We start from the raw sequence: 24,432 nt of genomic DNA on the forward strand, positions 1-24,432 counted from the left end.
ATCTGATTTTCAAGGCGGCGCTCGGTGCAGCCGTGGTGGTCATCCTGGCGATGCTGGCCAAGACCAGGAACTATTACATCGCCGGGCTGGTGCCGCTGTTCCCGACCTTCGCCCTGATCGCCCATTACATCGTCGGCAAGGGCCGCTCGGTGGACGACCTGAAGACCACCATCGTGTTTGGGATGTGGTCGATCATTCCGTACTTCGTCTATCTGGCAACGCTGTACGTGATGGTCGACCGCATGCGCCTGGAGGCGTCCCTGGCCGTAGCGGCGGTGGCGTGGCTGATGGCCGCGACGGTGCTGGTCAGCGTCTGGGTAAGAATCCACGGTTAATCCCTGTAGGAGCTGCCGAGCAACGCGAGGCTGCGATCTTTCCTTGGACACTTGAGTCTCTAGCGAAAGATCAAAAGATCGCAGCCTCGCGTTGCTCGACAGCTCCTACACAGTTCCTACACAAACCTGTGATCAATAACCGACGGTAAATCGCGTGCGCGAAAACTGCGGCGTTTCCACTTCATCGATCATCGCGATAGCGTAGTCGGCAAAGCTGATCCAGCTACGCCCGGCATCGTCGAACAGCAGGTGATTCTTGCCGAGGCGAAACTGCTCCGTGCGTTCGGTTTCGACGAACTCTGCCGAAGGCGAAAGGAAGGTCCAGTCCAGGTCTTGCTCCTGGCGCAGCACATCGAGGAACAATGCTCCGGCGCTGGCTTCGGCCAGGTATTCCTCCGGGAAGCCATCGCTGTCGATCACACGAGAGCCGTCCGGAAGCAACAACGAACCGGCCCCGCCGACCACCAGCAAACGCTTGACCCCAGCGGCTTTCACCGGCGCGATGAGCTTGTCGGCCGACACGCTGGCAAAGTGGGCCGCGCTGATCACCACATCGTGATCGGTCACCGCCGCCGTCAATGCCTCGCTGTCCAATACATCCAGTTGCTTGCTGACCACCCCGGCCCTTTCACCGATTTTCGCGGTGTTGCGGGCAATGGCCGTCACGCTGTGACCACGGCGCAGGGCTTCTTCCAGCAATTGGCTGCCGGCGCGACCGGTGGCGCCGATGATTGCGATTTTGCTCATGGTGTTCTCCATTGGTTAGCGATGTTAGAAATGCATGCTCTTGTGGCGAGGGGATTTATCCCCGCTGGACTGCGAAGCAGTCCCAATGCGCCATTGGTGATAAACCTGATGTAACCCGTTCAGCCTTTTTAGGGCCGCTTCGCAGCCCAGCGGGGCGGTGCGACGTTTCGCTAAATCCCCTCGCCACAAAGGAGTACCGCCCCCAAAATTTGTGTCTCACCACTTCATCTCGCCCTTCGCCACCTTGGCACTCAGTTCCAGGGAACTGTCTTCACCCAGGTTCGGGTAGCGTTGCTTCATGGCGGCGATCAGCGCGGCGGAATCCTTGGCCTTGGCGGTTTCTTCATCGAAGGCCTTGATATAGCCGGCGGTGAATGTCACCGGGGCCAGGGACCGGGCGCTTTCACCCAGGTAGTGGCCCGGGATCACGGTGTTCGGCTGCAGCTTTTCAATACCGGCGAGGGTCGCCAGCCAGTCCTTGTGGGACTGCGGCGTCTGGGTGTCAGCCATCCAGACATGAATGTTCTCGGCCACCACCACACCGCCTACCACGGCCTTGATCGATGGAATCCACACGAAACTGCGGTCCGGCTGTGGGCCATCGAGGCCGACGATCTGCAAGCGCTGGCCTTCCAGGGTCAGGCTGTCGCCCTTGAGCACCTGGGGCACGATGGCTTTGGCCGGTGCATCGGTCTTCAGAATCGGCCCCCAATATTTCAGCTTGCCGTCCATGGTGTGTTTGATGTGCTCGACAGTCGGTGCGGACGCCAGCACCTTGGCCTCAGGGAACGCGGCGGTGAGGGTTTCCAAACCAAAATAGTAGTCTGGATCGCCGTGGCTGATGTAGATCGTGGTCAATCGCTTGCCGCTGGCGCGGATTTTTTCCACCACCTGGGCGGCCTGGGTCTTGCCGAACTGGGCGTCCACCAGGATTGCCTCTTTTTCACCGCTGACTAAAACCGAAGTCACCGGGAAAACCGCCGCCGCGCCGGGGTTGTAGACGTCCAGCGTCAGGCCGGCGGCCCAGGTCTGGGCGGTGAAGGCCAGGGCGGCGGTTGCCAGCAGCAGGCGCTTGAGTGGGATAAGTCCGGTCATGGTGTGCTCCGTTGTCCAAAAACCCGTCAGGGGAATGGGGATTGAGCTTAGTTACCTTACTCGTTACAAAAAATGCGATGCTGGAACATAGTTTGTTTCTGAAATCGGGCAAATCATGGATCGTCTACAAGCAATGCGGGTGTTCGTCACGGTGGTGGACCTGGGCAGCCAGTCGGCGGCGGCCGAGCATCTGGACCTGTCGCGGCCGGTGGTGTCACGCTACCTGGCGGAGCTGGAGGACTGGGTCGGTGCCCGGCTGATGCACCGCACCACTCGCAAGCTGAGCCTGACGGCCGCAGGCACGGAGATCCTGCCGCGCTGCCGGCAGATGCTCGAGCTGTCCGGCGACATGCAAGCCGCCGTCAGCACCCCGGACGACGCGCCGCGGGGCATGTTGCGCATCAGCGCCAGCACCTCGTTCGGCCAAGCCCAACTGGCGAGCGCCATGGCCGAATACGTCAAGCGCTACCCCGGGGTGAGCGTCGACCTGCAAATGCTCGACCGCACCGTGAACCTGGTGGATGAGCGCATCGACCTGGCGATCCGCATGAGCAACGACCTGGACCCGAACCTGATTGCCCGTCGCCTCACGGTCTGCCGCTCGGTGATCTGCGCTTCGCCACAGTATCTGCGCGAGCACTCGACACCGCTGCGCGTGGAAGACCTGAGCCGGCACAACTGCCTGACCCACTCCTACGTCGGCAAGAGCCTGTGGCATTTCGAGCAGGACGGCGAGCAGGTCTCGGTGCCGGTGCAAGGTAATATCAGCGCCAACGAAGCCAGCACATTGCTTCAAGCAACGATAGCCGGCGCTGGCGTGGCCATGCTGCCCAGCTACCAGGCCGGCGCCCACATCAAGAACGGCGAACTGATCCGCCTGCTGCCCCACGCCGAACCCCGCCGGATGAACATGTACGCGGTGTATGCCTCACGCAAACACATGCCGTCGGCACTGCGCAGCCTGCTGGATTTTTTGGTGCTCAAGTTTCCCGAGATGCCCGAGTGGGATGTGGGGCTCTAAGCGATAGCCGCCTCACCGCCGACCGCCACTGTGGGAGCGGGCTTGCTCGCGAAGGCGGAGTGCCAGCCAATCAAATGTCGACTGGTACACCGCTTTCGCGAGCAAGCCCGCTCCCACAGTGGAGGTCGGTGTATTCCTTGTCTCTTCGCCAGGATTTCACCAACAGCCCGCCCCAAGGCATACTGGCCACCCTCCGCACTCCAGAACCCAAAACCGCCCCATGCGTATCCACGTCAGTTTCATCGACCGCGTCGGCATCACCCAGGAAGTCCTGGCCTTGCTCGGTGGGCGCAATCTCAATCTGGATGCGGTGGAAATGGTGCCGCCCAACGTCTACATCGACGCCCCGACCCTCAGTCCGCAAGTGCTCGACGAGTTGCGCGAGGCGCTGTTCAGCGTGCGCGGCGTGCAGGCGGTCACCGTGGTGGACATCCTGCCGGGCCAGCGTCGGCACTTGCAGCTCGATGCCTTGCTCGCCGCCATGACCGACCCGGTGCTGGCCCTGGACAGCGCCGGCAAGGTGTTGCTGGCCAATCCGGCGCTGATTGCCCTGTACGGGCGTGAACCGGCCGGGGAAAGCGTGGCCGAGCTGTTCGGTGACGAGGCCTTGCTGGACGCCTTGCTGGAGAACGGTTTCCGCTTGCCGCTGCGGGAAATCACCCTCAACGGCCAGACCTTGCTGCTGGACGCCACGCCCATCACCGATGCCGGCGCGCTGCTGACGCTGTATCAGCCGAACCGCATCGGCGAGCGCCTGTCGGCACTGCATCACGATCACGCCGAAGGCTTCGACGCGCTGCTGGGCGAATCCCCGGCGATCCGCACCCTCAAGGCCCGGGCCCAGCGGGTCGCGGCGCTGGATGCACCGCTGCTGATCCAGGGCGAAACCGGCACCGGCAAGGAACTGGTGGCCCGGGCGTGCCATGCCATCAGCGCCCGTCATGGCGCACCGTTCCTGGCCCTGAACTGCGCAGCATTGCCGGAGAACCTGGCGGAAAGCGAACTGTTCGGCTATGCCCCCGGCGCCTTCACCGGAGCGCAACGAGGCGGCAAGCCGGGACTGATGGAGCTGGCGAACCAGGGCACGGTATTCCTCGATGAAATCGGCGAGATGTCGCCGTACCTGCAAGCCAAGCTGCTGCGCTTCCTGAACGATGGCAGCTTCCGCCGAGTGGGCGGCGACCGGGAAATCAAGGTCAACGTGCGGATCCTCAGCGCCACCCACCGCAACCTGGAAAAAATGGTCAGCGAGGGCTCGTTCCGCGAAGACCTGTTCTATCGCCTGAACGTGCTCAATGTCGAAGTCCCGCCGCTGCGGGAACGCGGCCAGGACATCCTGCTGCTGGCGCGTTATTTCATGCAGCAGGCCTGCGCGCAGATCCAGCGCCCGGTCTGCCGCCTGGCCCCCGGCACTTACCCGGCCCTGCTGGGCAACCGCTGGCCAGGCAATGTGCGGCAATTGCAGAACGTGATCTTCCGCGCCGCGGCCATCTGCGAAAGCAGCCTGGTGGACATCGGCGACCTGGACATCGCCGGCACCTCCGTGGCGCGCCAGGGCGATGTGGAAGTCGAAAGCCTGGAACAGGCCGTGGAAAGCTTCGAGAAGCACCTGCTCGAAAGCCTCTACGTCAACTACCCCTCCACCCGCCAGCTCGCCAGCCGCCTGCAAACCTCCCACACCGCGATTGCCCATCGGTTGCGCAAGTACGGGATCTCCAACAAGCCCTAGTTTTACTCGGTCCATGTGGGAGCGGGCTTGCTCGCGAAAGCGGTGTGCCAGTCGACATCCAATTAGCTGACACACCGTCTTCGCGAGCAAGCCCGCTCCCACAGGGATTCTTGTGTTGCATTCGAAAGTAGCGTCAAAAACGACCTCCACCTGTACTGAAAGCGCTACAGCGGAACGATATCGCTACACTCATCGCTAAGCAGCGCTGCGCAAGGCTTTGATCCCACAACGATTTTTTCCAGCCTCCCATCTGTAGCGATTTCGCTACAGCGAAGTTGGTCCAAGCTTTGACAAAACCAGTCAAGACATTGATATATAAGCAATTATTAAGATTGGCCGCATTCTTGCTATGGGTATTAGCATTCGGCCGGGCCAAGCCCCGTGCCTTTCTTCGCGTCCACCAGACGATTCTGGCCCCAGGAGTTTCCATGAGCGAGTTGCGTTTCACTGAAGATCACGAATGGCTGCGCACCGAAGCCGACGGCAGCGTCACCGTAGGCATTACCGCTTTCGCGCAGAACGCATTGGGTGACGTGGTTTTTGTGCAACTGCCTGAACTGCAGGCCTATGAAAAAGGCGCCGAAGCCTCCACTGTGGAGTCGGTCAAGGCCGCCAGCGGTGTGTACATGCCACTGGACGGTGAAGTGCTCGAAGTGAACAACAAACTCGACGGCAGCCCGGAACTGGTCAACGAAGATCCGATGGTCGAAGGCTGGTTCTTCCGCTTTAAACCGACCGACGTCGACGCAGTGGCTAAGCTGTTGGATCAAGACGCCTACGATCGCCTGATCAAAGCCAACGCCCAAGCCTGAGGAGCGCCATATGACCGTTAATCTCGGCACTGCCAACGAATTCATCGCCCGCCACATCGGCCCGCGTGCCAGCGACGAGCAAGCCATGCTCGAGCGTCTGGGCTACGACTCCCTGCAAGCCCTGAGCGCCAGCGTCATCCCGGAAAGCATCAAGGGCACCAGCGTGCTGGACATGGGCGACGGCCAGAGCGAAGCCGACGCACTGGCCTCGATCAAGGCCATCGCCGCCAAGAACCAACTGTTCAAGACCTACATCGGCCAGGGCTACTACAACTGCCATACGCCGGCACCGATCCTGCGCAACCTGCTGGAAAACCCGGCCTGGTACACCGCCTACACCCCGTACCAGCCAGAAATTTCCCAGGGCCGTCTCGAAGCGCTGCTGAACTTCCAGACCTTGATCAGCGACCTTACCGGCCTGCCGATCGCCAACGCGTCCTTGCTCGACGAAGCCACTGCCGCCGCCGAAGCCATGACCTTCTGCAAGCGCCTGAGCAAGAACAAAGGCAGCAACGCGTTCTTCGCCTCCGTGCACAGCCACCCGCAAACCCTCGACGTGCTGCGCACCCGTGCCGAGCCCCTGGGCATCGACGTGGTGGTGGGCGATGAGCGCGAACTGAGCGACGTCAGCGGTTTCTTCGGCGCGCTGCTGCAGTACCCAGCCAGCAACGGTGACCTGTTCGACTACCGCGAACTGACCGAACGCTTCCACACCGCCAACGCCCTGGTGGCCGTGGCTGCTGATCTGCTGGCCCTGACCCTGCTGACCCCGCCAGGTGAATTCGGCGCCGACGTGGCCATCGGCAGCGCCCAGCGCTTCGGTGTGCCGCTGGGCTTCGGTGGCCCGCACGCGGCGTATTTCTCCACCAAGGATGCGTTCAAGCGCGACATGCCGGGCCGCCTGGTCGGCGTTTCCGTGGACCGTTTCGGCAAGCCGGCCCTGCGCCTGGCGATGCAGACCCGCGAGCAACACATCCGCCGCGAGAAAGCCACGAGCAACATCTGCACCGCCCAGGTGCTGCTGGCCAACATCGCCAGCATGTACGCCGTGTACCACGGTCCCAAGGGCCTGGTGCAAATTGCCAATCGCATCCATCACCTGACCGCGATCCTCGCCAAGGGCCTCGGCGCGCTGGGCCTGAGCGTCGAGCAAGAGCGCTTCTTCGACACCCTGACCCTGCGCACCGGCGCGCAAACCGCGGCCCTGCACGACAAGGCCCGCGCACAGCGCATCAACCTGCGTGTGGTGGACGCCGAACGCCTGGGCCTGTCCCTCGACGAGACCACCAGCCAGACTGACGTCGAAGCCCTGTGGAACGTGTTGGCCGACGGCAAGGCGCTGCCGGACTTCGCGGCACTGGCCGCCAGCGTGCAAAGCCGCATTCCGGCCGAGCTGGTGCGTCAATCGGCGATCCTCAGCCACCCAGTGTTCAACCGCTACCACTCCGAAACCGAGCTGATGCGCTACCTGCGCAAGCTCGCCGACAAGGACCTGGCCCTGGATCGCACCATGATCCCGCTGGGTTCCTGCACCATGAAACTCAACGCCGCCAGCGAAATGATTCCGGTGACCTGGGCCGAGTTCGGCGCCCTGCACCCGTTCGCCCCGGCCGAACAGAGCGCTGGCTACCAGCAACTGACCGACGAGCTCGAAGCCATGCTCTGCGCCGCCACCGGCTATGACGCGGTGTCGCTGCAACCCAACGCTGGCTCCCAAGGCGAATACGCCGGCCTGCTGGCGATCCGTGCCTATCACCAGAGCCGTGGCGAAGACCGTCGCGACATCTGCCTGATCCCGTCCTCGGCCCACGGTACCAACCCGGCCACCGCCAACATGGCCGGCATGCGCGTGGTCGTGACCGCCTGCGATGCCCGCGGCAACGTCGACATCGAAGACCTGCGGGCCAAGGCCATCGAGCACCGCGAACACCTCGCCGCGCTGATGATCACCTACCCGTCCACACACGGTGTGTTCGAAGAAGGCATCCGCGAAATCTGCGGCATCATTCATGACAACGGCGGCCAGGTGTACATCGACGGCGCCAACATGAACGCCATGGTCGGCCTCTGCGCCCCAGGCAAGTTCGGCGGCGACGTGTCGCACCTGAACCTGCACAAGACCTTCTGCATTCCCCACGGCGGTGGCGGCCCGGGCGTCGGCCCGATTGGCGTCAAGTCCCACCTGGCACCGTTCCTGCCGGGCCACGCCAACATGGAACGCAAGGAAGGCGCGGTGTGCGCGGCGCCGTTCGGCAGCGCGAGCATCTTGCCGATCACCTGGATGTACATCCGCATGATGGGCGGCGCCGGTCTCAAGCGCGCTTCGCAACTGGCGATCCTCAACGCCAACTACATCGCCCGTCGCCTGGAAGAGCACTATCCAGTGCTCTACTCCGGCAGCAACGGCCTGGTGGCCCACGAATGCATCCTCGACCTGCGTCCACTCAAGGACAGCAGCGGCATCAGCGTCGATGACGTGGCCAAGCGCCTGATCGACTTCGGTTTCCACGCGCCGACCATGTCGTTCCCGGTGGCCGGCACGCTGATGATCGAGCCGACCGAAAGCGAATCCAAGGAAGAACTGGACCGTTTCTGCGACGCCATGATCTGCATCCGCGAAGAAATTCGCGCGGTGGAAAACGGCAGCCTGGACAAAGACGACAACCCGCTGAAGAACGCCCCGCACACTGCGGCGGAAATCGTCGGCGAGTGGACCCACCCTTACAGCCGCGAACAGGCGGTGTACCCGGTGGCGTCGTTGATCGAAGGCAAATACTGGCCGCCTGTGGGCCGGGTCGATAACGTGTTCGGCGACCGCAACCTGGTCTGCGCCTGCCCGTCGATCGAAAGCTACGCTTGACCTGTGAGGGGGTGGGTTTGCTCGCCCCTCTTTCAATAACACCGCCTACCCCCTGTGGGAGCGGGCTTGCTCGCGAAGGCGGTGTATCAGTCAACATCTACTTGGCTGACACACCGCCTTCGCGAGCAAGCCCGCTCCCACAAGGGGATCTACGCCAATCTCGAACTCATAAAAAGAAACCGGAGAAACACCATGTCGTTAAGCGTGTTCGACCTGTTCAAGATCGGTATCGGCCCTTCCAGCTCCCATACCGTCGGCCCGATGCGTGCCGCTGCCCGTTTTGCCGAAGGGCTGCGTCGCGATGACTTGCTCAATTGCACCACCAGCGTCAAGGTCGAGCTCTACGGCTCGCTCGGCGCCACCGGCAAGGGCCACGGCAGCGACAAGGCCGTGCTGCTGGGCCTGGAAGGCGAGCATCCCGACACCGTGGACACCGAAACCGTCGACGCCCGCCTGCAAGCGATCCGCAGCAGCGGTCGCCTGAACCTGCTCGGCGAACACTCCATCGAATTCAATGAAAAGCTGCACTTGGCGATGATCCGCAAGCCGTTGGCCTTTCACCCCAACGGCATGATCTTCCGCGCCTTCGATGCCGCAGGACTGCAAGTGCGCAGCCGCGAGTACTACTCGGTCGGCGGCGGCTTTGTCGTCGATGAAGACGCGGCTGGCGCCGACCGCATCGTCGAAGATGCCACGCCCCTGACCTTCCCGTTCAAGAGTGCCAAGGACCTGCTGGGCCATTGCAGCACCTATGGCCTGTCCATCAGCCAGGTGATGCTGACCAACGAAAGCGCCTGGCGCCCCGAAGCCGAGACCCGTGCCGGCCTGCTGAAAATCTGGCAGGTGATGCAGGATTGCGTGGCGGCGGGCTGTCGCAACGAAGGGATTCTGCCAGGCGGGCTGAAGGTCAAGCGCCGGGCCGCGGCGTTGCACCGCCAACTGTGCAAGAACCCCGAAGCCGCACTGCGCGACCCGCTGTCGGTGCTGGACTGGGTCAACCTGTACGCCTTGGCGGTCAACGAAGAAAACGCCTATGGCGGGCGCGTCGTCACCGCACCTACCAACGGGGCGGCGGGTATCGTCCCGGCCGTGCTGCATTACTACATGCGCTTTATCCCCGGGGCCAGCGAGGATGGCGTGGTGCGGTTCCTGCTGACCGCCGCCGCCATCGGCATCCTGTACAAGGAAAACGCCTCCATCTCCGGCGCCGAAGTCGGTTGCCAGGGTGAAGTGGGCGTGGCCTGTTCCATGGCCGCCGGCGCCCTCTGCGAAGTGCTTGGTGGCAGCGTGCAGCAAGTGGAAAACGCTGCCGAGATCGGCATGGAACACAACCTCGGCCTGACCTGCGACCCGATTGGCGGCCTGGTGCAGGTGCCATGCATCGAACGCAACGCCATGGGTTCGGTGAAGGCCATCAACGCGGTACGCATGGCCATGCGCGGCGACGGGCATCACTTCGTCTCTCTCGACAAAGTCATCCGCACCATGCGCCAGACCGGCGCCGACATGAAAAGCAAATACAAGGAGACCGCCCGCGGCGGTCTGGCGGTCAACATCATCGAATGCTGATGCGGCCTCACTTCTACATTTTTTCCAGGAGCTGATATGTCCACCGAACAACTGCTGAAGACCCCGCTGCACGCGCTGCACCTCGAACTCGGCGCCCGCATGGTGCCGTTCGCCGGCTACGACATGCCGGTGCAGTACCCTCTGGGCGTGATGAAGGAACACCAGCACACCCGTGATCAGGCCGGGCTGTTCGACGTGTCCCACATGGGCCAGATCCGCCTGACCGGCGCAGGCGTCGCCAAGGCCCTGGAAACCCTGGTGCCGGTGGACATCATCGACCTGCCGGTGGGCATGCAGCGCTACGCCATGTTCACCCAAGAGAACGGCGGCATCCTCGACGACCTGATGGTCGCCAACCTGGGCAATGACGAACTGTTCCTGGTGGTCAACGCGGCCTGCAAGGACCAGGACCTGGCCCACCTGCGGGCCCACATTGGCGCGCAGTGCAGCATCGAGCCACTGTTCGAAGCTCGTGCCCTGCTTGCCCTGCAAGGCCCGGCCGCCGTCACCGTGCTCGCACGCCTGGCGCCGGACGTGGCGAAGATGACCTTCATGCAGTTCCAGCGCGTCACGCTGTTGGGCATGGACTGCTTTGTCAGCCGTTCGGGCTACACCGGTGAAGACGGTTTCGAAATCTCGGTACCCGCCGCCGATGCGGAAAAACTGGCCCGCGCCCTGCTGGCCGAGCCGGAAGTCGCGGCCATCGGCCTCGGTGCCCGTGACTCCCTGCGCCTGGAAGCCGGCCTGTGCCTCTACGGCCACGACATGAACACCGAGACCACGCCAATCGAAGCCAGCCTGTTGTGGGCGATTTCCAAAGTACGTCGTGCCGACGGCGCCCGCGCTGGCGGTTTCCCCGGCGCTGAAAGCGTGTTCGCCCAACAACAGGGCGGCGTGAAGCGCAAACGCGTCGGCCTGCTGCCCCAGGAACGCACACCGGTGCGCGAAGGCGCAGAGATCGTCAACGAAGCGGGCGAGATTATCGGGACGGTGTGCAGCGGCGGTTTCGGCCCGACCCTGGGCGGTCCGTTGGCGATGGGTTACCTGGACAGCGCCTATGTCGCACTGGATACGCCAGTCTGGGCCATCGTGCGTGGGAAAAAGGTGCCTTTACTTGTAAGCAAAATGCCATTCGTCCCACAGCGCTACTACCGCGGTTGATTGACTGTTTCTATAAGTAACGCGATTGCGTTATACGTGCACTAATGTGTAACGCAACCGCCATAAAAAGGTGCATATCTTTAGACATTGAACAACGCTTATAACGGTCGCTAACAATTGAACTAGCCTATCGAATAAGCTCCGCCCGGTGGTGTATGTAAATGCTTGCAAGCTGAGCAAATACGGGGCTTCCCCGGGGGGTTGTTTTTTCATTCGTAGTTGGCGTAGAGTTTGGTCACTGTGTTTGCATGGGTCGCTTGGAATCGTGACCTGGGCAGTAGCTTATGAAGTTCGCTACATCCCGTTCGACGTCTCTTACTTTCCTGCAACCCAGCCCCAGTACTCTTTCATGCGAAAGAGGCTGTCATCAATTTTAGCGTCAAAGGAAATAAGAAAATGTCTCAACGTCAGAGCGGTACCGTCAAGTGGTTCAACGACGAGAAGGGTTTTGGTTTTATCACGCCTGAAAGCGGTCCGGACCTGTTCGTGCATTTCCGCGCCATCCAGGGCAACGGCTTCAAGAGCCTGAAAGAAGGCCAGAAAGTCACTTTCGTTGCTGTGCAAGGCCAGAAAGGCATGCAGGCTGACGAGGTTCAAGCAGAAGCCTAAGGCTTTCGCACACTAAAAAGCCCCTGATTGATATCAGGGGCTTTTTTATGGGCGTAAATCCGTAAAATGGCTTCTTTTTTCGTCCGAGGCCGTCATGCCGAAACACCTGCTCACCCCCCAGGGCGACTTTCCTCCCGCCGGCCTGGGCCGTCGCCTGGCCGCGATGTTCTATGACTTCTTGCTGTGCACGGCGCTGCTGATCGTCACCAGTGGCGCCTACAAGATGATCCAGATGGCGATCATCGGCGAAGAAAAAATGCGTGCCCTGACCGAAGCTGGCGCACTGGACGGTGACCCGCTGCTGTCCACCGTGCTGCTGTTCGTGCTGTTCGGCTTCTTCGCCAAGTTCTGGACCCACAACGGCCAGACCCTGGGCATGCAGGTGTGGTGCATCCGCGTACAGAACGCCGATGGCACGGCCATCAGCCTGTGGCAGGCGCTGTTGCGGTTCGTGGTATCGATTGCGTCACTGCTGCTGGTGGGGCTGGGCTTCATCTGGGCGCTGTTCGACAAGCGCAAGCGCAGCTGGCATGACATCTACTCGGATACGCAGTTGGTGCGGATTCCCAAGAAGAGCAAGTAAGAACACCACGTCAGTGGGTTTGATCGTTCCCACGCTCTGCGTGGGAATGTAGCCCGGGACGCTCTGCGTCCCAAAAAGCCGAACGCGGAGCGTCCGCAGAGACGTTCCCACGCAGAGCGTGGGAACGATCAAGCTCACGCCTCCAATCAGGCATTGCCCGCCAGCTTCATCCGCGCCGCCTGGGTGAAGTCCAGCATGCGCTTGAGCGGGCGAATCGCCTGGGGAATCAGCGCCGGGTCGACGAATATCTCGTTGGCACCCTCCTGCAAGCTCTTGAGCGTGCGCTCCAGGGTATTCATCGCCATCCATGGGCAGTGTGCGCAACTGCGGCACGCCGCGCCGTTGCCGGCGGTAGGGGCTTCGATGAAGACCTTGTCCGGGCACAGCTGCTGCATCTTGTAGAAAATGCCCCGGTCGGTGGCGACGATCAGCGTCTTGTTCGGCAGGGTCTGGGCCGCGGCGATCAACTGGCTGGTGGAGCCCACGGCATCCGCCAGTTCGATCACCGACGTCGGCGACTCCGGGTGCACCAGGATCGCGGCGTCCGGGTACAGCGCCTTCATGTCCTCCAACTGCTTGGACTTGAACTCTTCGTGGACGATACAGGCACCGTCCCAGAGCAGCATGTCAGCGCCGGTCTTGCGCTGGATGTAAGTGCCCAGGTGCTTGTCCGGGCCCCAGATGATCGTCTCGCCGTTGTCCATCAGGCTCTCGACGATTTCCAGCGCGCAACTGGACGTCACCACCCAGTCGGCCCGGGCCTTCACTGCCGCCGAGGTGTTGGCATACACCACCACGGTGCGCTCCGGATGCTGGTCGCAGAACGCCGAGAACTCGTCCACCGGGCAGCCCAGGTCCAGGGAGCAGGTGGCTTCCAGGGTGGGCATCAGCACACGTTTTTCGGGGTTGAGGATCTTGGCGGTCTCGCCCATGAACTTGACCCCCGCCACCACCACGGTCTTGGCCGGGTGGGCATTGCCAAAGCGGGCCATTTCCAGGGAGTCGGACACGCAACCCCCGGTCTCTTCGGCCAGGGCCTGGATGATCGGGTCGCAATAGAAGTGCGCGACCAGCACCGCGTCCTGAGCCTTGAGCTCGGCGGCGATGGCGGCGCGGTACCAGGCCTCTTGCTCGGCGGTCAGCGGCTTGGGCTGCTTGGCGTCGAGGTGGGCCTGGACCAGAAGGCGTTCGGAAATTTGCGTCATGTTCGCAAGACCTGCAAGCGCGTTTAGCGCGAAAGTCGAGTATACACCCGGCTCCGGACCACTCGGGTACCGCCGGGAAAGTGGGTATCAATCAGGCACGGGACAGCGTGAAGCCGGCAAGGCTACAGAATATCCCGTCGATGCAAAAGATCATTCTGACCTGTGCCCGACCAACCTGTCACAGGCAACTGAGTCGAACACAAACCTTGTGGCGAGGGGATTTATCCCCGCTGGGCTGCGCAGCAGCCCTAAACCCTGACACCGTGGTGTATCAGGCATGTTGCATTCACCTTCTTTGGGGCTGCTTCGCAGCCCAGCGGGGATAAATCCCCTCGCCACAGGTTTTGCGTTAGCCAAGGCAATAGTGGCTTCTGCCTCCGGCAAGCTGACCGAAATGTAATCACCTGCCCGGCCGGCTTATGTCATCTTCTTTTCAAAGCGACACCGGGGGATTGCCCCCGTGTTCGCTGCGAATCGACTGACGGACTTCCATCGCATGCAAACAAAAACTTCCCGGCGAACCTTCGTAAAGGGCCTGACTGCCGGCGGCATCCTTGGCGGCCTGGGCTTGTGGCGCGCGCCTGTCTGGGCGGTCACCGGCCCGGGCCAGCCCAACGTCCTGAGCGGCACCGAGTTCGACCTGTTCATCGGCGAAAGCCCGGTCAACTTCACCGGCAACCCACGTACCGCCCAGACCATCAACGGCGGCATTCCCGGCCCGCTGCTGCGCTGGCGTGAAGGCGACACCGTGACCCTGCGGGTGCGCAATCGCTTGAAGGACACCACGTCCATCCACTGGCACGGCATCCTGCTGCCAGCCAACATGGACGGCGTTCCGGGGTTGAGTTTCAAAGGCATCGAACCCGACGGCATGTACGTGTATCAGTTCAAGGTCCGGCAAAACGGCACCTACTGGTACCACAGCCATTCCGGCTTCCAGGAACAATCCGGGGTCTACGGCCCGCTGGTGATCGACGCCAGGGAGCCGGAGCCCTTCCAGTACGAACGGGACTATGTGGTGATGCTCACCGACTGGACCGATGAAGACCCCGCCGACATCCTTCGCAAGCTCAAGAAACAGTCGGACTACTACAACTACAACAAACGCACCGTCGGCGACTTCATTGACGATGTGGGCAAGAACGGCTGGGCCAGCACCGTGGCCGATCGCAAGATGTGGGCCGAGATGAAGATGAATCCCACTGACCTGGCCGACGTCAGTGGCGCCACCTACACCTACCTCATGAACGGCCAGGCGCCGGATATGAACTGGACTGGCCTGTTCAAGCCTGGCGAACGTCTTCGCCTGCGCTTTATCAACGGCTCGGCCATGAGCTATTTCGACGTGCGCATTCCTGGCTTGAAGATGACGGTGGTGGCGTCCGACGGCCAATACGTCAAACCGGTGAGCGTCGACGAGTTCCGGATCGCCGTGGCCGAAACCTATGACGTCATCGTCGAACCGACCCAGGAGGTCTACACCCTGTTCGCCCAGTCCATGGACCGCACCGGCTATGCCCGCGGCACTCTCGCGGCCAGGGCCGGGTTGTCGGCACCGGTGCCGCCCCTGGACCCGCGGCCATTGGTGACCATGGACGACATGGGCATGGGTGGCATGGACCATGGCTCGATGCAGGGCATGGCGGGAATGGACGACAGCTCGATGCAAGGTATGGATCACAGCCAGATGCAGGGCATGGGCGACATGGCCGGTATGGATCACGGTGCCATGCAAGGCATGGACGGCATGCAGTCGCATCCCGACACCGAGAACGACAACCCCCTGGTGGACATGCAGGCCATGAGCGTCAAGCCCAGGCTCGACGACCCGGGCATGGGGCTGCGCGACAACGGCCGCAAAGTGCTGACCTACTCAGACCTGCGCAGCACCTTCCCCGACCCCGACGGCCGCGAGCCGGGCCGTACGATCGAGCTGCACCTGACCGGGCACATGGAGAAATTCGCCTGGTCGTTCAACGGCGTGAAATTTTCCGACGCCGCGCCGCTGCTGCTCAAGTACGGCGAGCGACTGCGCATCGTGCTGATCAACGACACCATGATGACCCATCCCATCCACCTGCACGGCATGTGGAGCGACCTGGAGGATGAGAACGGCCAGTTCATGGTGCGTAAGCACACCATCGACGTGCCGCCGGGCACCAAGCGCAGCTACCGCGTCACCGCCGATGCCCTCGGGCGCTGGGCGTACCACTGTCATCTGCTGTTTCACATGGAGATGGGGATGTTCCGTGAAGTTCGGGTGCAGGAATGAGGAGCCGACCATGACCACTGTTTTTCACTACCCCATGGCACTCATTGCCAGCCTGACCCTCGGCGCCACCTCGGCCTGGGCGGCGGGCAACTACATGCAAGGCATGGATCACAGCCAGATGCCCGGGATGGACCATAGCCAGATGCAAGGCATGGACTCGATGCAGGGCATGGAACCCATGCAATCAGCGCCGACCAGCAGCCGCACGCCGATCCCGGAACTGACCGCCGCCGACCGCGCCGCCGTCTACGAGGATCATGGCGGACACGCGGTGCATGACAGCGCCATCCATTCGTTTTTCCTCATCGACCAGCTGGAGTGGCAAGACGCCGATGACGGCAGCGCCCTGAGCTGGGACGCCTCCGGCTGGATCGGTGGCGACATCGACCGCTTGTGGCTGCGCTCCGAAGGTGAACGCCTCAACGGCAAGACCGAAGAGGCAGAGCTTCAAGCCCTATGGGGCCACGCCATCAGTCCTTGGTGGGACGTGGTGGCCGGCGTACGCCAGGACTTCAAGCCAGGCGATCCGCAAACCTGGGCCGCCTTCGGTGTGCAAGGCATGGCGCTGTATAACTTCGAAGCCGAAGCCACCGCATTCATCGGTGAAGGCGGCCAGAGCGCGGCGCGACTGGAAGGCGACTACGACATCTTGCTGACCAATCGGTTGATCCTGCAGCCCACCGCCGAGGTCAACTTCTATGGCAAGAACGACCCCGCCCGCGGTGTCGGCTCAGGGCTGTCGGACACCGAACTCGGCGTACGGCTGCGTTATGAAATACGCCGCGAATTCGCACCCTACATTGGCGTCACCTGGAACCGGGTCTACGGCAACACCGCCGACTACGCCCGGGAAGAAAGCGAAGACCGCAGCGAAGCGCGCCTGGTGCTGGGCGTGCGCATGTGGTTCTGAGCCACTGACCTGTTTCACTCAAAACTAAAAAACCGAGCTGTAGGAGTCCTTGCATGTCATTCATCAAAACCGCTGTTGTCGCCGTTGCCTTATCCACCGGCCTGTTGGTCAGTGGCCTGGCCCAGGCCCACCCGAAACTGCTGTCCTCTACCCCTGCCGACGGTGCAGACGGGGCGGCACCGGCAAAAATCGAGCTGCATTTTTCCGAAAACCTGCTGACCAAGTTTTCCGGCGCCAAGCTGATGATGACCGCCATGCCCGGCATGGCGGCGCATTCGCCCATGCCCATGCCAGCCAAGGTTTCCGGCAGCGATGACCCGAAAACCATGGTCATTGTCCCGAATGGTCCCCTCACCGCCGGCACCTATCAGGTCCAGTGGCGCGCGGTGTCGTCCGACACTCACCCGATCACCGGTAACGTCACGTTCAAGGTGAAGTGAGTTGATGAGCGACTCGATCAACATCGCCCTGCGTTTCGCCCTGTACCTGGATTTGATGCTGTTGTTCGGCCTGGCCGCGTTCGGGCTCTATAGCCTGCGAGGCCAGGAGCGGGTGTCGGGCGCGCAGTTGCCTTTCACGCCGCTGCTGCTGACCACGGCGGTGCTGGGCGGGTTGCTCTCCTTCGCCGCCATGGCGTGCATGGCCTGGGCCATGAGCGGCGTTGCGGACTGGGCCGAGCTGTGGCCGCACGTTGAAATGATGGTGATGGAGACCGATTTCGGCTTGAGTTGGACGCTGCGGATAGCGGCGCTGCTGCTGGCCGGCTTCGCCGTGACGCTCAATACACGTTGGCCGACCGCCAGCCTGGGCCTGGCGATGCTGGGCGGGGCGGTGGCCTTGGCGACGCTGGCCTGGGCAGGGCATGGCGCCATGGACGAAGGCACACGCCGCAACTGGCACTTCATCACCGACTTCCTGCACCTGTGGGCGGCGGGAGGCTGGGTCGGCGCCTTGGCTGCGTTCGCCCTGCTGCTTCGCCAGACCGAACCGCAGTTGGCGGTACTGGCCCGGACGTTGACCGGGTTTGAAACCGCCGGGGCGGTGATCGTGGTGGTCATCAGCGTGACGGGGGTGGTGAATTATCTGTTTATCGTCGGCCCAAACGTCGCAGGCTTGTTCGACAGTACCTATGGACAGTTGCTGGCGCTCAAACTCATCTTGTTCGCGGCCATGCTGGTGTTCGCCGCGCTGAACCGTTTTCACCTGAGCCCACTGCTGGAGCAGGCCCGAAAGACCGGCGAGCACGGGGTCGCGGTGAATGCCCTGCGGCGCAGCATGGTCCTGGAGTTCACTGTCGCGGTGATCATCCTGGGGTTGGTGGCGTGGCTGGGGACGCTGAGCCCGGGGATGGAATAAACGACTAACGCCCCACTGAATCCGTGGCGAGGGAGCTTGCTCCCGCTGGGGTGCGTGTAGGAGCTGTCGAGTGCAACGAGGCTGCGATCTTGTCCCAGACACTTGAGTCGTGAGCGAACGATCAAAAAATCAAAAGATCGCAGGCTTCGCCAGCTCCTACAGAGTCAAGCGGGAGCAAGCTCCCTCGCCACAAAAGCGAGCAACATTTAATTATTAAATAAGCCTCACCAGTTTTCAGTTTGCCCATCGCAAGGTGCCCTGGCCTAAATGGGGCTTTATCCAGCCAAGGCCCTGTTATGGAAAACATTCGAACCTCAAGCACCCACGCCGTCTGGCTGATGGTCAGCATCGTCTTGGTCGCGCTGAACCTGCGGCCCTCGATGGCGGCGGTCGGGCCGTTGTTGTCGGCTATTCGCGGCGAGGTGCCCTTGAGTTTCAGTACCGCCTCGCTGTTGACCATGTTGCCCGTCATGGCGATGGGCCTCGCGATGTTCCTGGGCATGCGCATCGCCCTGCGCATCGGTGAACACCGCACCATCGTGCTGTCGCTGTTGATCATTGGTCTCGCCACGGCCTCGCGCTTGTACCTGGACAGCGCCGCCGGGTTGATCGCCAGTGCGATCGTGGCCGGGCTCGGGATCGCCTTGATCCAGGCGGTGATGCCGGCACTGATCAAATCGCGCTTCGCCGACAACGTCTCGCTGTTCATGGGTTTGTACGTCACCTCCATCATGGGCGGGGCGGCGCTTGCCGCATCGTTTTCACCCTTTGTCCTGACGCAGACTGGCAGTTGGCGCGTCGGCCTGGCGATCTGGGCATTGTTGGCACTGGTCGCCCTGGGCTGCTGGTACGCCCAGCGCTCGAACATCACGCCCTTGCCCGAAGCAGCGTCCCGGCATCACGAAGCGTTTTCCAGCAACGCCCGGGCCTGGCTCCTGGCGATTTTCTTTGGCCTGGGCACCGCCTCCTACACCTGCGTGCTGGCCTGGCTGGCGCCGTACTACGTGGAAAAGGGCTGGAGCGAACAGCACGCTGGCCTGCTGCTGGGGTTCCTCACGGCAATGGAAGTGTTGTCCGGCCTGATCACTCCGGCGATTGCCAACCGCAGCCGGGATAAACGCCTGGTCCTGACCGTCCTGCTAGCCCTGATCATCGGCGGCTTCTGCGGCCTGATCCTCAGTCCGGAACGCTTCAGCCTGCTCTGGGCCTGCCTGCTGGGGCTGGGTATCGGCGGCCTGTTCCCCATGAGCCTGATCGTATCCCTCGACCACCTGGATAACCCACGTCGGGCCGGTGGCCTTACCGCGTTCGTGCAGGGTGTCGGCTATCTCATCGCCGGGCTCTCGCCATTGATTGCCGGGATGATCCGCGACCAATTGGGGAGTTTTGAGTGGGCCTGGTGGTCGCTCACGGCGGTCATGGCGTTGATGATGGTGATGGTATTGCGCCTGGACCCAAAACATTACGGACAGCACATCCGCTGAATTTCCAGTAGGAGGACTTGATAGGTTGAAGATTTAGCGGGTGCGACTTGGCGTTACTATACCTGCCAGGATTTTTACCTCGTAAGGGAGCTACGCCTTGTCCGTCATTCCTGACAGAACCTTCGCTGAAGTGCTAAAGCGAACCATCAAACGCATTCTTTCCTATTGGACCCAAATCACCGTCACGTTAGGCCTGCTCGCGACAGGGCTTGGGTTCATCACGCTGTATCTCTATACCCGCACGATTGGACGTATCGACCTTTTCATGCCGTCGATCGATGTGAAGTCTGCGCTGTTGGTCTGGGTCGTGCTGGTCCTGCTGCTGATGCTTTCGTATTTGTTCATCCTGGGGGCAACAACGTGGATGTTCGGCTGCTCGGTTTCGCTTTTTTCAAACATGAAGGACCACCAACCGAAGATTGTTTTCTATCTGGTGTTCCCCACGGTTGTGGGATTTAGCGCGTTCATCTGGGCCACCTTCTTCTTGCCCACTTTATTGAACCACTGGGCGACAATGGCGGCGTTACTCCTGATCGTCTTCGTTGCGTGCTTTCTCATGTACGCATTCACGCCGTTCAAAAGAATCATCAGGAAAAGCACACTTGTCCAAGCCAGGCTGGATCGAGCCCGCTTGAAGCGCCTGGCAGCCCATCAACAAATAAAGCGGAAAAAATTGCAGCACAAGGCAGCCCCCGCCCAGAAGACCTGGTCGCAAGAATGGCTCACCTATTGGCAGGCACTCAAGAACAAGACGACGCCAGCGTGGCTCTGGCTAAAAGAAAAATGGCAGCGGCTACAGTCGTGGGTATGGGCTCGCAAAGAGTTCTGGCTCGTCACCCTGCTCTCGATCTCCATATTCGTCACCGTGATCTTCGCCGCCTTTCCAATCCTGCTGACGATACGTTCATATATGGAGAGGGAAACGCCTGACACCGTCCCCTACGTGGCGGGCCTGTCCTGGCTGACACTCATCTTCACCCTGCTACCGGTCGTCATATTTTATTGTTTCAAGGGGGATATCTACAGGCGGACCTTCAATGGCCTGGTCGCAATGATCTTCGCCTTTTTCGTCTTCACATTGCTCTCGCCGGGCAGTTTGAGCCAGATCACCTACATCGCAGCAGGCGGCTTATCGGTTCGCCAACAAACGGCGGAGCGATACACCTTGCCAGAGGATATAAAGCTGCAGGACCTGAGCGCCACCCTGTGGAAAACACGTCAGGTTGCTGCGCAAAAAATAGAAGTCGAGGCGTTCCAGTTATATTCCTTTGGGGACGTACTGTTACTGTGCCCAAAAGACATGCTGTCACTTGAACTCAAAGAACTGAAAAACTACTCGAAGTTCTGTGTGAGCACGCTCAATAGCAAGGTTGTGCGCAAACCTCGGCTACCGGTATTCGCCAGGAAACCACAGAACGAATGGTCCTGTCGGGTGCCCTCATGGCAGATCCAGGCAGGACGTTGGCTCGCGTGGGAAGCGCTGGTTCCTGGCGTTCATCGCTCCGCGTCGGGCGAGAAAAAGGGCTGAAGGCCCTGGCAGTCGTGAGCATGGCGACGGCTCTACAACAGGACTGCTGACTCCCTGCCCTTGGGCGGGGGGACACTTAATTTCAGGCAAAAAAAAATCCGGAAATCCTCACTTTCGTGGGCCTTCCAGACTTTTAAAACTGCAAAAAATGGTGGGTCGTGTGGGATTCGAACCTACGACCAATTGGTTAAAAGCCAACTGCTCTACCAACTGAGCTAACGACCCGCTGTGTGGTGGCGCGTATAATACTGATTTTTAAGGACTATTCAACACCTAATTTGAAATAAATCAAAAATAACGGGTTGGATCGCTCACACCCGCCGCGGCAAAGCCTTCTGCGCGCAGGCGGCAGCTGTCGCACTTGCCGCAAGCACGGCCCTGATCGTCGGCCTGATAGCAGGAAACAGTGAGCCCGTAGTCCACGCCAAGCTTCACACCGGCCTTGACGATGTCGGCCTTGCTGAGATTCTGCAACGGCGCCTGGATGCGGAAACCCAGCCCTTCTACGCCGGCCTTGGTCGCCAGGTTCGCCATGCGCTCGAAGGCTTCGACGAACTCCGGGCGACAATCCGGGTAACCGGAATAATCCACGGCATTGACGCCGATGAAAATGTCACGGGCGCCCAGCACTTCGGCCCAGCCCAATGCCAAGGACAGGAATACGGTGTTACGCGCCGGCACATACGTCACCGGGATGCCTTCGCCAGGCGCCTCCGGCACGTCGATGGAACTGTCGGTCAAGGCCGAGCCACCGATGCCGTTGAGGTTCAGGCCGATCACTTTGTGTTCCACCACGCCCTGGTCCCGGGCCACTCGCTCGGCGGCGTGCAGTTCTGCGCGGTGGCGCTGACCATAATCGAAACTCATGGTGTAGCAGCGGTAACCCTCGGCATGGGCCATGGCCACGACGGTGGCCGAATCCAGGCCGCCGGACAACAGGATGACCGCACGTTTTTCTGCAATGTTCGAATGTTCTGTCATATCAGCGCCCCGGCTCGTCGTTCCAAAGATATTTATGCAGCTGCAGTTGCAGGCGCACCGGCAGGTTATCCGCCACCACCCAGTCCGCCAGGTCCCGGGCGCTCAAATCGTGATGGCTCGGCGACAACAATACTTCGCCGGCCCGCTGGTCGAGTCCGTACTGGATCAGCTTGGACACGGCCCAGTCGTAATCTTCCCGGGAACAGATCACGAACTTGACCTGATCGTTGGGCGTCAGCAGTTCGATATTCTCGTAACGGTTGCGGTGCGCTTCCTTGGAACCTGGAGTCTTCAGGTCCACAACGCGACTGACACGCGGGTCGACGGCCGAGATATCCAAGGCGCCGCTGGTTTCCAGGGAAACCTGATATCCGGCATCACACAACTGCTTGAGCAAGGGAATGGCGTTGGGTTGCGCCAATGGCTCGCCGCCCGTGACGCAGACATAACGCGGGCGATAACTGGCCACTTGCTCCAGGATATCGTCGAGGGTTCGCAAGGTGCCGCCGCTGAACGCGTAGGCACTGTCGCAGTATTGGCAACGCAACGGGCAACCGGTGAGGCGCACAAATACTGTGGGCAGCCCAGCCGTCCGCGTTTCACCCTGCAACGAGTAAAAAACTTCGGTGATTCTCAATGTGTCTTGCATAGTCGCCACGGGCGTAACAGCTAAACAGGCTGTCCGCCTCCGTCAGGCACTTCAAGGAACCCCGCCAACGCGCAGATCCCAAAAAGCGTGTTTCATAAAAAGGGCGTGAATTCTAACGAAAAAACCCGCGACAGGCGCGGGTTTCTTCAAAACAGGTCAAGCCAGCTTACATGCGTTGCAGATCACGCTGGGCCAACTGGGCGGCGGATGTACCCGGATATTGGGCCACCACCTGCTGCAGAATGCCTTTTACCTTGTCGGTGTGACCGAGGCGGCGCTCTACGTCAGCCAGCTTGTACAGCGAATCCGGCACTTTGGCGTGCTTGGGATACAGTTGCGAAACCTTGGCGAACGCCTGGCCAGCGCCTTGCAGGTCACCCTTGGCCAGGTTCACTTCGCCCAACCAGTATTGGGCATTACCCGAGTACTGGCTGTTTGGGTATTTGCGCAGGAAAGCGCCAAAGGCCTGGCTGGCCTTGTCGAAATCCTTGGCCTTGATCAGGTCGAAGGCAGCATCGTAATAGAGCTTTTCCTTCGCCGGATCAGCCGGCTCGCCACCGGCGGCAGGTGCTGCGGGAGCGGCTGCCCCCGCGCCTGCGGCTGCACCGGGGGCGTTCAAGTCGCCACCGGCTGGAGAATTCTCGGGAGTCGCGGCAGGTGCAACGCCGGATCCTATGCGCCGATCAAGATCCTGGTATCGCTCCAGGTTTTCCTGCTTCATGCGCGAAATATCATTCTGCAGAACTTCGATCACGCCTTGCTGGCGCGAAAGCTGATCCTGCATTTGCTGGAGCTGGTTGAACAGCTCGCCCTGTGCCGAGACAGGGGCCGAAACCCCTCCCCCGGCATAGGCGCCGTTCGTACCGTAACCTGCAGGCGGATAGCTGCTCCCGCTATTGTTATAGCCGGCATCGTTATCGACCACAGGAACCGCAGCCCACGCCGCAAGCGGCGCGAGGCTGAGAGCCAGAACAGTTACAGCACGACGGCACGTTCGCATGACGAATTACTTACGCAGTTCGACGCGACGGTTTTGAGCCCAGGACTGCTCGTCGTTGCCGGTAGCAACTGGACGCTCTTCGCCGTAGGAAACCAGTTCCAGCTGAGCTGGGGAAACACCTTGCAGTACCAGGTAGCGTTGAACGGCTTTCGCACGACGCTCGCCCAGTGCCATGTTGTACTCACGAGTACCACGTTCGTCGGTGTTGCCTTCCAGAACAACGCGAGCGCCGTTCGACTTCAGGTCTTTGGCGTGAACGTCCAGAGCGCGCATGGCTTCTGGCTTCAGGTCCGAGCTGTCGTATTCGAAGTAGAAGGTGGTGATTGCGCGCAGAGCAGCTTCTTCGCTCAGGGAGCCGTCAACTGCACCGGTGTTAGCGCCGTAACCAGCGTTTGGATCAACAGCGCCTTCACCGGCATTGTCGCCGCCTTTGGACGAGCAACCTACAGCTACAGCCATGGCCAGAGCCAGCGCAGCAAATTTACCAAACTTCAGCATTTCCATCGTGAAACTCCTAATGAACCCC

22 protein-coding genes and 1 tRNA gene are annotated in these 24,432 nt (G+C 61.3%); 15 read left to right on the top strand and 8 right to left on the bottom strand.

Annotation, left to right across the window (positions count from 1 at the left end; genetic code table 11):
• Window positions 1–5: 5 nt before the first annotated feature.
• Window positions 6–335 (top strand): GlpM family protein, encoded by a 330-nt coding sequence (locus tag AD662_RS22300; RefSeq protein WP_162843741.1) that lies wholly within the window; start codon window positions 6–8, stop codon window positions 333–335.
• 132 nt (window positions 336–467) lie between these two features.
• Here AD662_RS22300 and AD662_RS22305 read toward each other — a convergent pair whose 3' ends face one another.
• Together AD662_RS22305 and AD662_RS22310 are read right to left on the bottom strand one after the other, a co-directional pair.
• On the bottom strand, window positions 468–1,082 hold the full coding sequence (locus AD662_RS22305) for an NAD(P)-dependent oxidoreductase (protein WP_018614203.1): 615 nt from the start codon (window positions 1,080–1,082) through the stop codon (window positions 468–470).
• A gap of 216 nt (window positions 1,083–1,298) precedes the next feature.
• Complete coding sequence (locus AD662_RS22310; RefSeq protein ID WP_018614204.1) at window positions 1,299–2,177, bottom strand: MBL fold metallo-hydrolase; 879 nt, start codon at window positions 2,175–2,177, stop codon at window positions 1,299–1,301.
• A 115-nt stretch (window positions 2,178–2,292) separates the two neighbouring features.
• On the opposite strand from AD662_RS22310, the gene AD662_RS22315 reads away from it, so the two are divergent.
• The 8 genes from AD662_RS22315 (at window position 2,293) to AD662_RS22350 (ending at window position 12,521) form a co-directional block, all read left to right on the top strand.
• Entirely contained in the window at window positions 2,293–3,198 is a 906-nt protein-coding gene (locus tag AD662_RS22315) for a LysR family transcriptional regulator (protein ID WP_018614206.1), read from the top strand.
• Window positions 3,199–3,418: 220 nt separating this feature from the next.
• Window positions 3,419–4,927: a sigma-54-dependent transcriptional regulator gene (locus AD662_RS22320; RefSeq protein WP_018614208.1), complete on the top strand. Its 1,509-nt coding sequence runs from the start codon at window positions 3,419–3,421 to the stop codon at window positions 4,925–4,927.
• A gap of 428 nt (window positions 4,928–5,355) precedes the next feature.
• A complete protein-coding gene (gene gcvH / locus AD662_RS22325) occupies window positions 5,356–5,739 on the top strand; it encodes a glycine cleavage system protein GcvH (protein ID WP_053189756.1) in 384 nt (127 codons plus the stop codon).
• A 10-nt stretch (window positions 5,740–5,749) separates the two neighbouring features.
• Window positions 5,750–8,599: an aminomethyl-transferring glycine dehydrogenase gene (gcvP, locus tag AD662_RS22330; RefSeq protein WP_053181308.1), complete on the top strand. Its 2,850-nt coding sequence runs from the start codon at window positions 5,750–5,752 to the stop codon at window positions 8,597–8,599.
• Window positions 8,600–8,791: 192 nt separating this feature from the next.
• Window positions 8,792–10,168 (top strand): L-serine ammonia-lyase, encoded by a 1,377-nt coding sequence (locus AD662_RS22335; RefSeq protein WP_018614215.1) that lies wholly within the window; start codon window positions 8,792–8,794, stop codon window positions 10,166–10,168.
• A 36-nt stretch (window positions 10,169–10,204) separates the two neighbouring features.
• On the top strand, window positions 10,205–11,329 hold the full coding sequence (gene gcvT / locus AD662_RS22340) for a glycine cleavage system aminomethyltransferase GcvT (RefSeq protein WP_053189757.1): 1,125 nt from the start codon (window positions 10,205–10,207) through the stop codon (window positions 11,327–11,329).
• A gap of 396 nt (window positions 11,330–11,725) precedes the next feature.
• On the top strand, window positions 11,726–11,938 hold the full coding sequence (locus AD662_RS22345) for a cold-shock protein (RefSeq protein WP_003175786.1): 213 nt from the start codon (window positions 11,726–11,728) through the stop codon (window positions 11,936–11,938).
• Between the two features lie 94 nt (window positions 11,939–12,032).
• A complete protein-coding gene (locus AD662_RS22350) occupies window positions 12,033–12,521 on the top strand; it encodes an RDD family protein (RefSeq protein WP_018614225.1) in 489 nt (162 codons plus the stop codon).
• Between the two features lie 146 nt (window positions 12,522–12,667).
• Here the strand turns inward: AD662_RS22350 and nadA are convergent, their stop codons facing one another.
• A complete protein-coding gene (gene nadA / locus AD662_RS22355) occupies window positions 12,668–13,726 on the bottom strand; it encodes a quinolinate synthase NadA (protein WP_003205010.1) in 1,059 nt (352 codons plus the stop codon).
• Between the two features lie 496 nt (window positions 13,727–14,222).
• Here nadA and AD662_RS22360 point away from each other — a divergent pair, with 496 nt between their 5' ends.
• The 6 genes from AD662_RS22360 (at window position 14,223) to AD662_RS22385 (ending at window position 21,276) form a co-directional block, all read left to right on the top strand.
• The gene (locus AD662_RS22360; protein WP_018614227.1) at window positions 14,223–15,998 is read left to right on the top strand and encodes a copper resistance system multicopper oxidase; all 1,776 of its coding nucleotides are present in this window, start codon (window positions 14,223–14,225) and stop codon (window positions 15,996–15,998) included.
• Between the two features lie 10 nt (window positions 15,999–16,008).
• On the top strand, window positions 16,009–16,908 hold the full coding sequence (locus AD662_RS22365) for a copper resistance protein B (RefSeq protein WP_053189758.1): 900 nt from the start codon (window positions 16,009–16,011) through the stop codon (window positions 16,906–16,908).
• Between the two features lie 53 nt (window positions 16,909–16,961).
• Complete coding sequence (gene copC, locus AD662_RS22370; RefSeq protein WP_024616308.1) at window positions 16,962–17,348, top strand: copper homeostasis periplasmic binding protein CopC; 387 nt, start codon at window positions 16,962–16,964, stop codon at window positions 17,346–17,348.
• A gap of 4 nt (window positions 17,349–17,352) precedes the next feature.
• Window positions 17,353–18,264, top strand: coding sequence for a copper homeostasis membrane protein CopD (gene copD / locus AD662_RS22375; protein ID WP_053181319.1), 912 nt, complete (start codon window positions 17,353–17,355; stop codon window positions 18,262–18,264).
• Between the two features lie 296 nt (window positions 18,265–18,560).
• Window positions 18,561–19,748, top strand: a complete 1,188-nt coding sequence (locus AD662_RS22380; RefSeq protein WP_053189759.1) for a cyanate transporter — start codon at window positions 18,561–18,563, stop codon at window positions 19,746–19,748.
• A gap of 97 nt (window positions 19,749–19,845) precedes the next feature.
• The gene (locus tag AD662_RS22385; RefSeq protein ID WP_053189760.1) at window positions 19,846–21,276 is read left to right on the top strand and encodes a hypothetical protein; all 1,431 of its coding nucleotides are present in this window, start codon (window positions 19,846–19,848) and stop codon (window positions 21,274–21,276) included.
• A gap of 149 nt (window positions 21,277–21,425) precedes the next feature.
• Here AD662_RS22385 and AD662_RS22390 read toward each other — a convergent pair.
• The 5 genes from AD662_RS22390 to pal form a co-directional block, all read right to left on the bottom strand.
• Window positions 21,426–21,501: transfer RNA gene (locus AD662_RS22390), tRNA-Lys, on the bottom strand.
• Between the two features lie 63 nt (window positions 21,502–21,564).
• Window positions 21,565–22,239 (bottom strand): 7-cyano-7-deazaguanine synthase QueC, encoded by a 675-nt coding sequence (gene queC, locus AD662_RS22395; RefSeq protein WP_174553538.1) that lies wholly within the window; start codon window positions 22,237–22,239, stop codon window positions 21,565–21,567.
• A gap of 19 nt (window positions 22,240–22,258) precedes the next feature.
• On the bottom strand, window positions 22,259–22,906 hold the full coding sequence (queE, locus tag AD662_RS22400) for a 7-carboxy-7-deazaguanine synthase QueE (protein WP_018614239.1): 648 nt from the start codon (window positions 22,904–22,906) through the stop codon (window positions 22,259–22,261).
• Window positions 22,907–23,072: 166 nt separating this feature from the next.
• A complete protein-coding gene (ybgF, locus tag AD662_RS22405; protein ID WP_014339914.1) occupies window positions 23,073–23,906 on the bottom strand; it encodes a tol-pal system protein YbgF in 834 nt (277 codons plus the stop codon).
• Window positions 23,907–23,912: 6 nt separating this feature from the next.
• Window positions 23,913–24,410 (bottom strand): peptidoglycan-associated lipoprotein Pal, encoded by a 498-nt coding sequence (pal, locus tag AD662_RS22410; RefSeq protein WP_003205029.1) that lies wholly within the window; start codon window positions 24,408–24,410, stop codon window positions 23,913–23,915.
• Window positions 24,411–24,432 lie beyond the last annotated feature (22 nt).

The sequence above is a fragment of the Pseudomonas kilonensis genome (genome assembly GCF_001269885.1).
Lineage (GTDB): Bacteria > Pseudomonadota > Gammaproteobacteria > Pseudomonadales > Pseudomonadaceae > Aquipseudomonas > Aquipseudomonas kilonensis.

Coding starts and splice junctions, on each gene's coding strand:
- AD662_RS22305 (WP_018614203.1), bottom strand. CDS start 1,082: ATGAGCAAAATCGCAATCATCGGCGCCACCGGTCGCGCCGGCAGCCAA.
- AD662_RS22310 (WP_018614204.1), bottom strand. CDS start 2,177: ATGACCGGACTTATCCCACTCAAGCGCCTGCTGCTGGCAACCGCCGCC.
- AD662_RS22315 (WP_018614206.1), top strand. CDS start 2,293: ATGGATCGTCTACAAGCAATGCGGGTGTTCGTCACGGTGGTGGACCTG.
- AD662_RS22320 (WP_018614208.1), top strand. CDS start 3,419: ATGCGTATCCACGTCAGTTTCATCGACCGCGTCGGCATCACCCAGGAA.
- gcvH (WP_053189756.1), top strand. CDS start 5,356: ATGAGCGAGTTGCGTTTCACTGAAGATCACGAATGGCTGCGCACCGAA.
- gcvP (WP_053181308.1), top strand. CDS start 5,750: ATGACCGTTAATCTCGGCACTGCCAACGAATTCATCGCCCGCCACATC.
- AD662_RS22335 (WP_018614215.1), top strand. CDS start 8,792: ATGTCGTTAAGCGTGTTCGACCTGTTCAAGATCGGTATCGGCCCTTCC.
- gcvT (WP_053189757.1), top strand. CDS start 10,205: ATGTCCACCGAACAACTGCTGAAGACCCCGCTGCACGCGCTGCACCTC.
- AD662_RS22345 (WP_003175786.1), top strand. CDS start 11,726: ATGTCTCAACGTCAGAGCGGTACCGTCAAGTGGTTCAACGACGAGAAG.
- AD662_RS22350 (WP_018614225.1), top strand. CDS start 12,033: ATGCCGAAACACCTGCTCACCCCCCAGGGCGACTTTCCTCCCGCCGGC.
- nadA (WP_003205010.1), bottom strand. CDS start 13,726: ATGACGCAAATTTCCGAACGCCTTCTGGTCCAGGCCCACCTCGACGCC.
- AD662_RS22360 (WP_018614227.1), top strand. CDS start 14,223: ATGCAAACAAAAACTTCCCGGCGAACCTTCGTAAAGGGCCTGACTGCC.
- AD662_RS22365 (WP_053189758.1), top strand. CDS start 16,009: ATGACCACTGTTTTTCACTACCCCATGGCACTCATTGCCAGCCTGACC.
- copC (WP_024616308.1), top strand. CDS start 16,962: ATGTCATTCATCAAAACCGCTGTTGTCGCCGTTGCCTTATCCACCGGC.
- copD (WP_053181319.1), top strand. CDS start 17,353: ATGAGCGACTCGATCAACATCGCCCTGCGTTTCGCCCTGTACCTGGAT.
- AD662_RS22380 (WP_053189759.1), top strand. CDS start 18,561: ATGGAAAACATTCGAACCTCAAGCACCCACGCCGTCTGGCTGATGGTC.
- queE (WP_018614239.1), bottom strand. CDS start 22,906: ATGCAAGACACATTGAGAATCACCGAAGTTTTTTACTCGTTGCAGGGT.
- ybgF (WP_014339914.1), bottom strand. CDS start 23,906: ATGCGAACGTGCCGTCGTGCTGTAACTGTTCTGGCTCTCAGCCTCGCG.
- pal (WP_003205029.1), bottom strand. CDS start 24,410: ATGGAAATGCTGAAGTTTGGTAAATTTGCTGCGCTGGCTCTGGCCATG.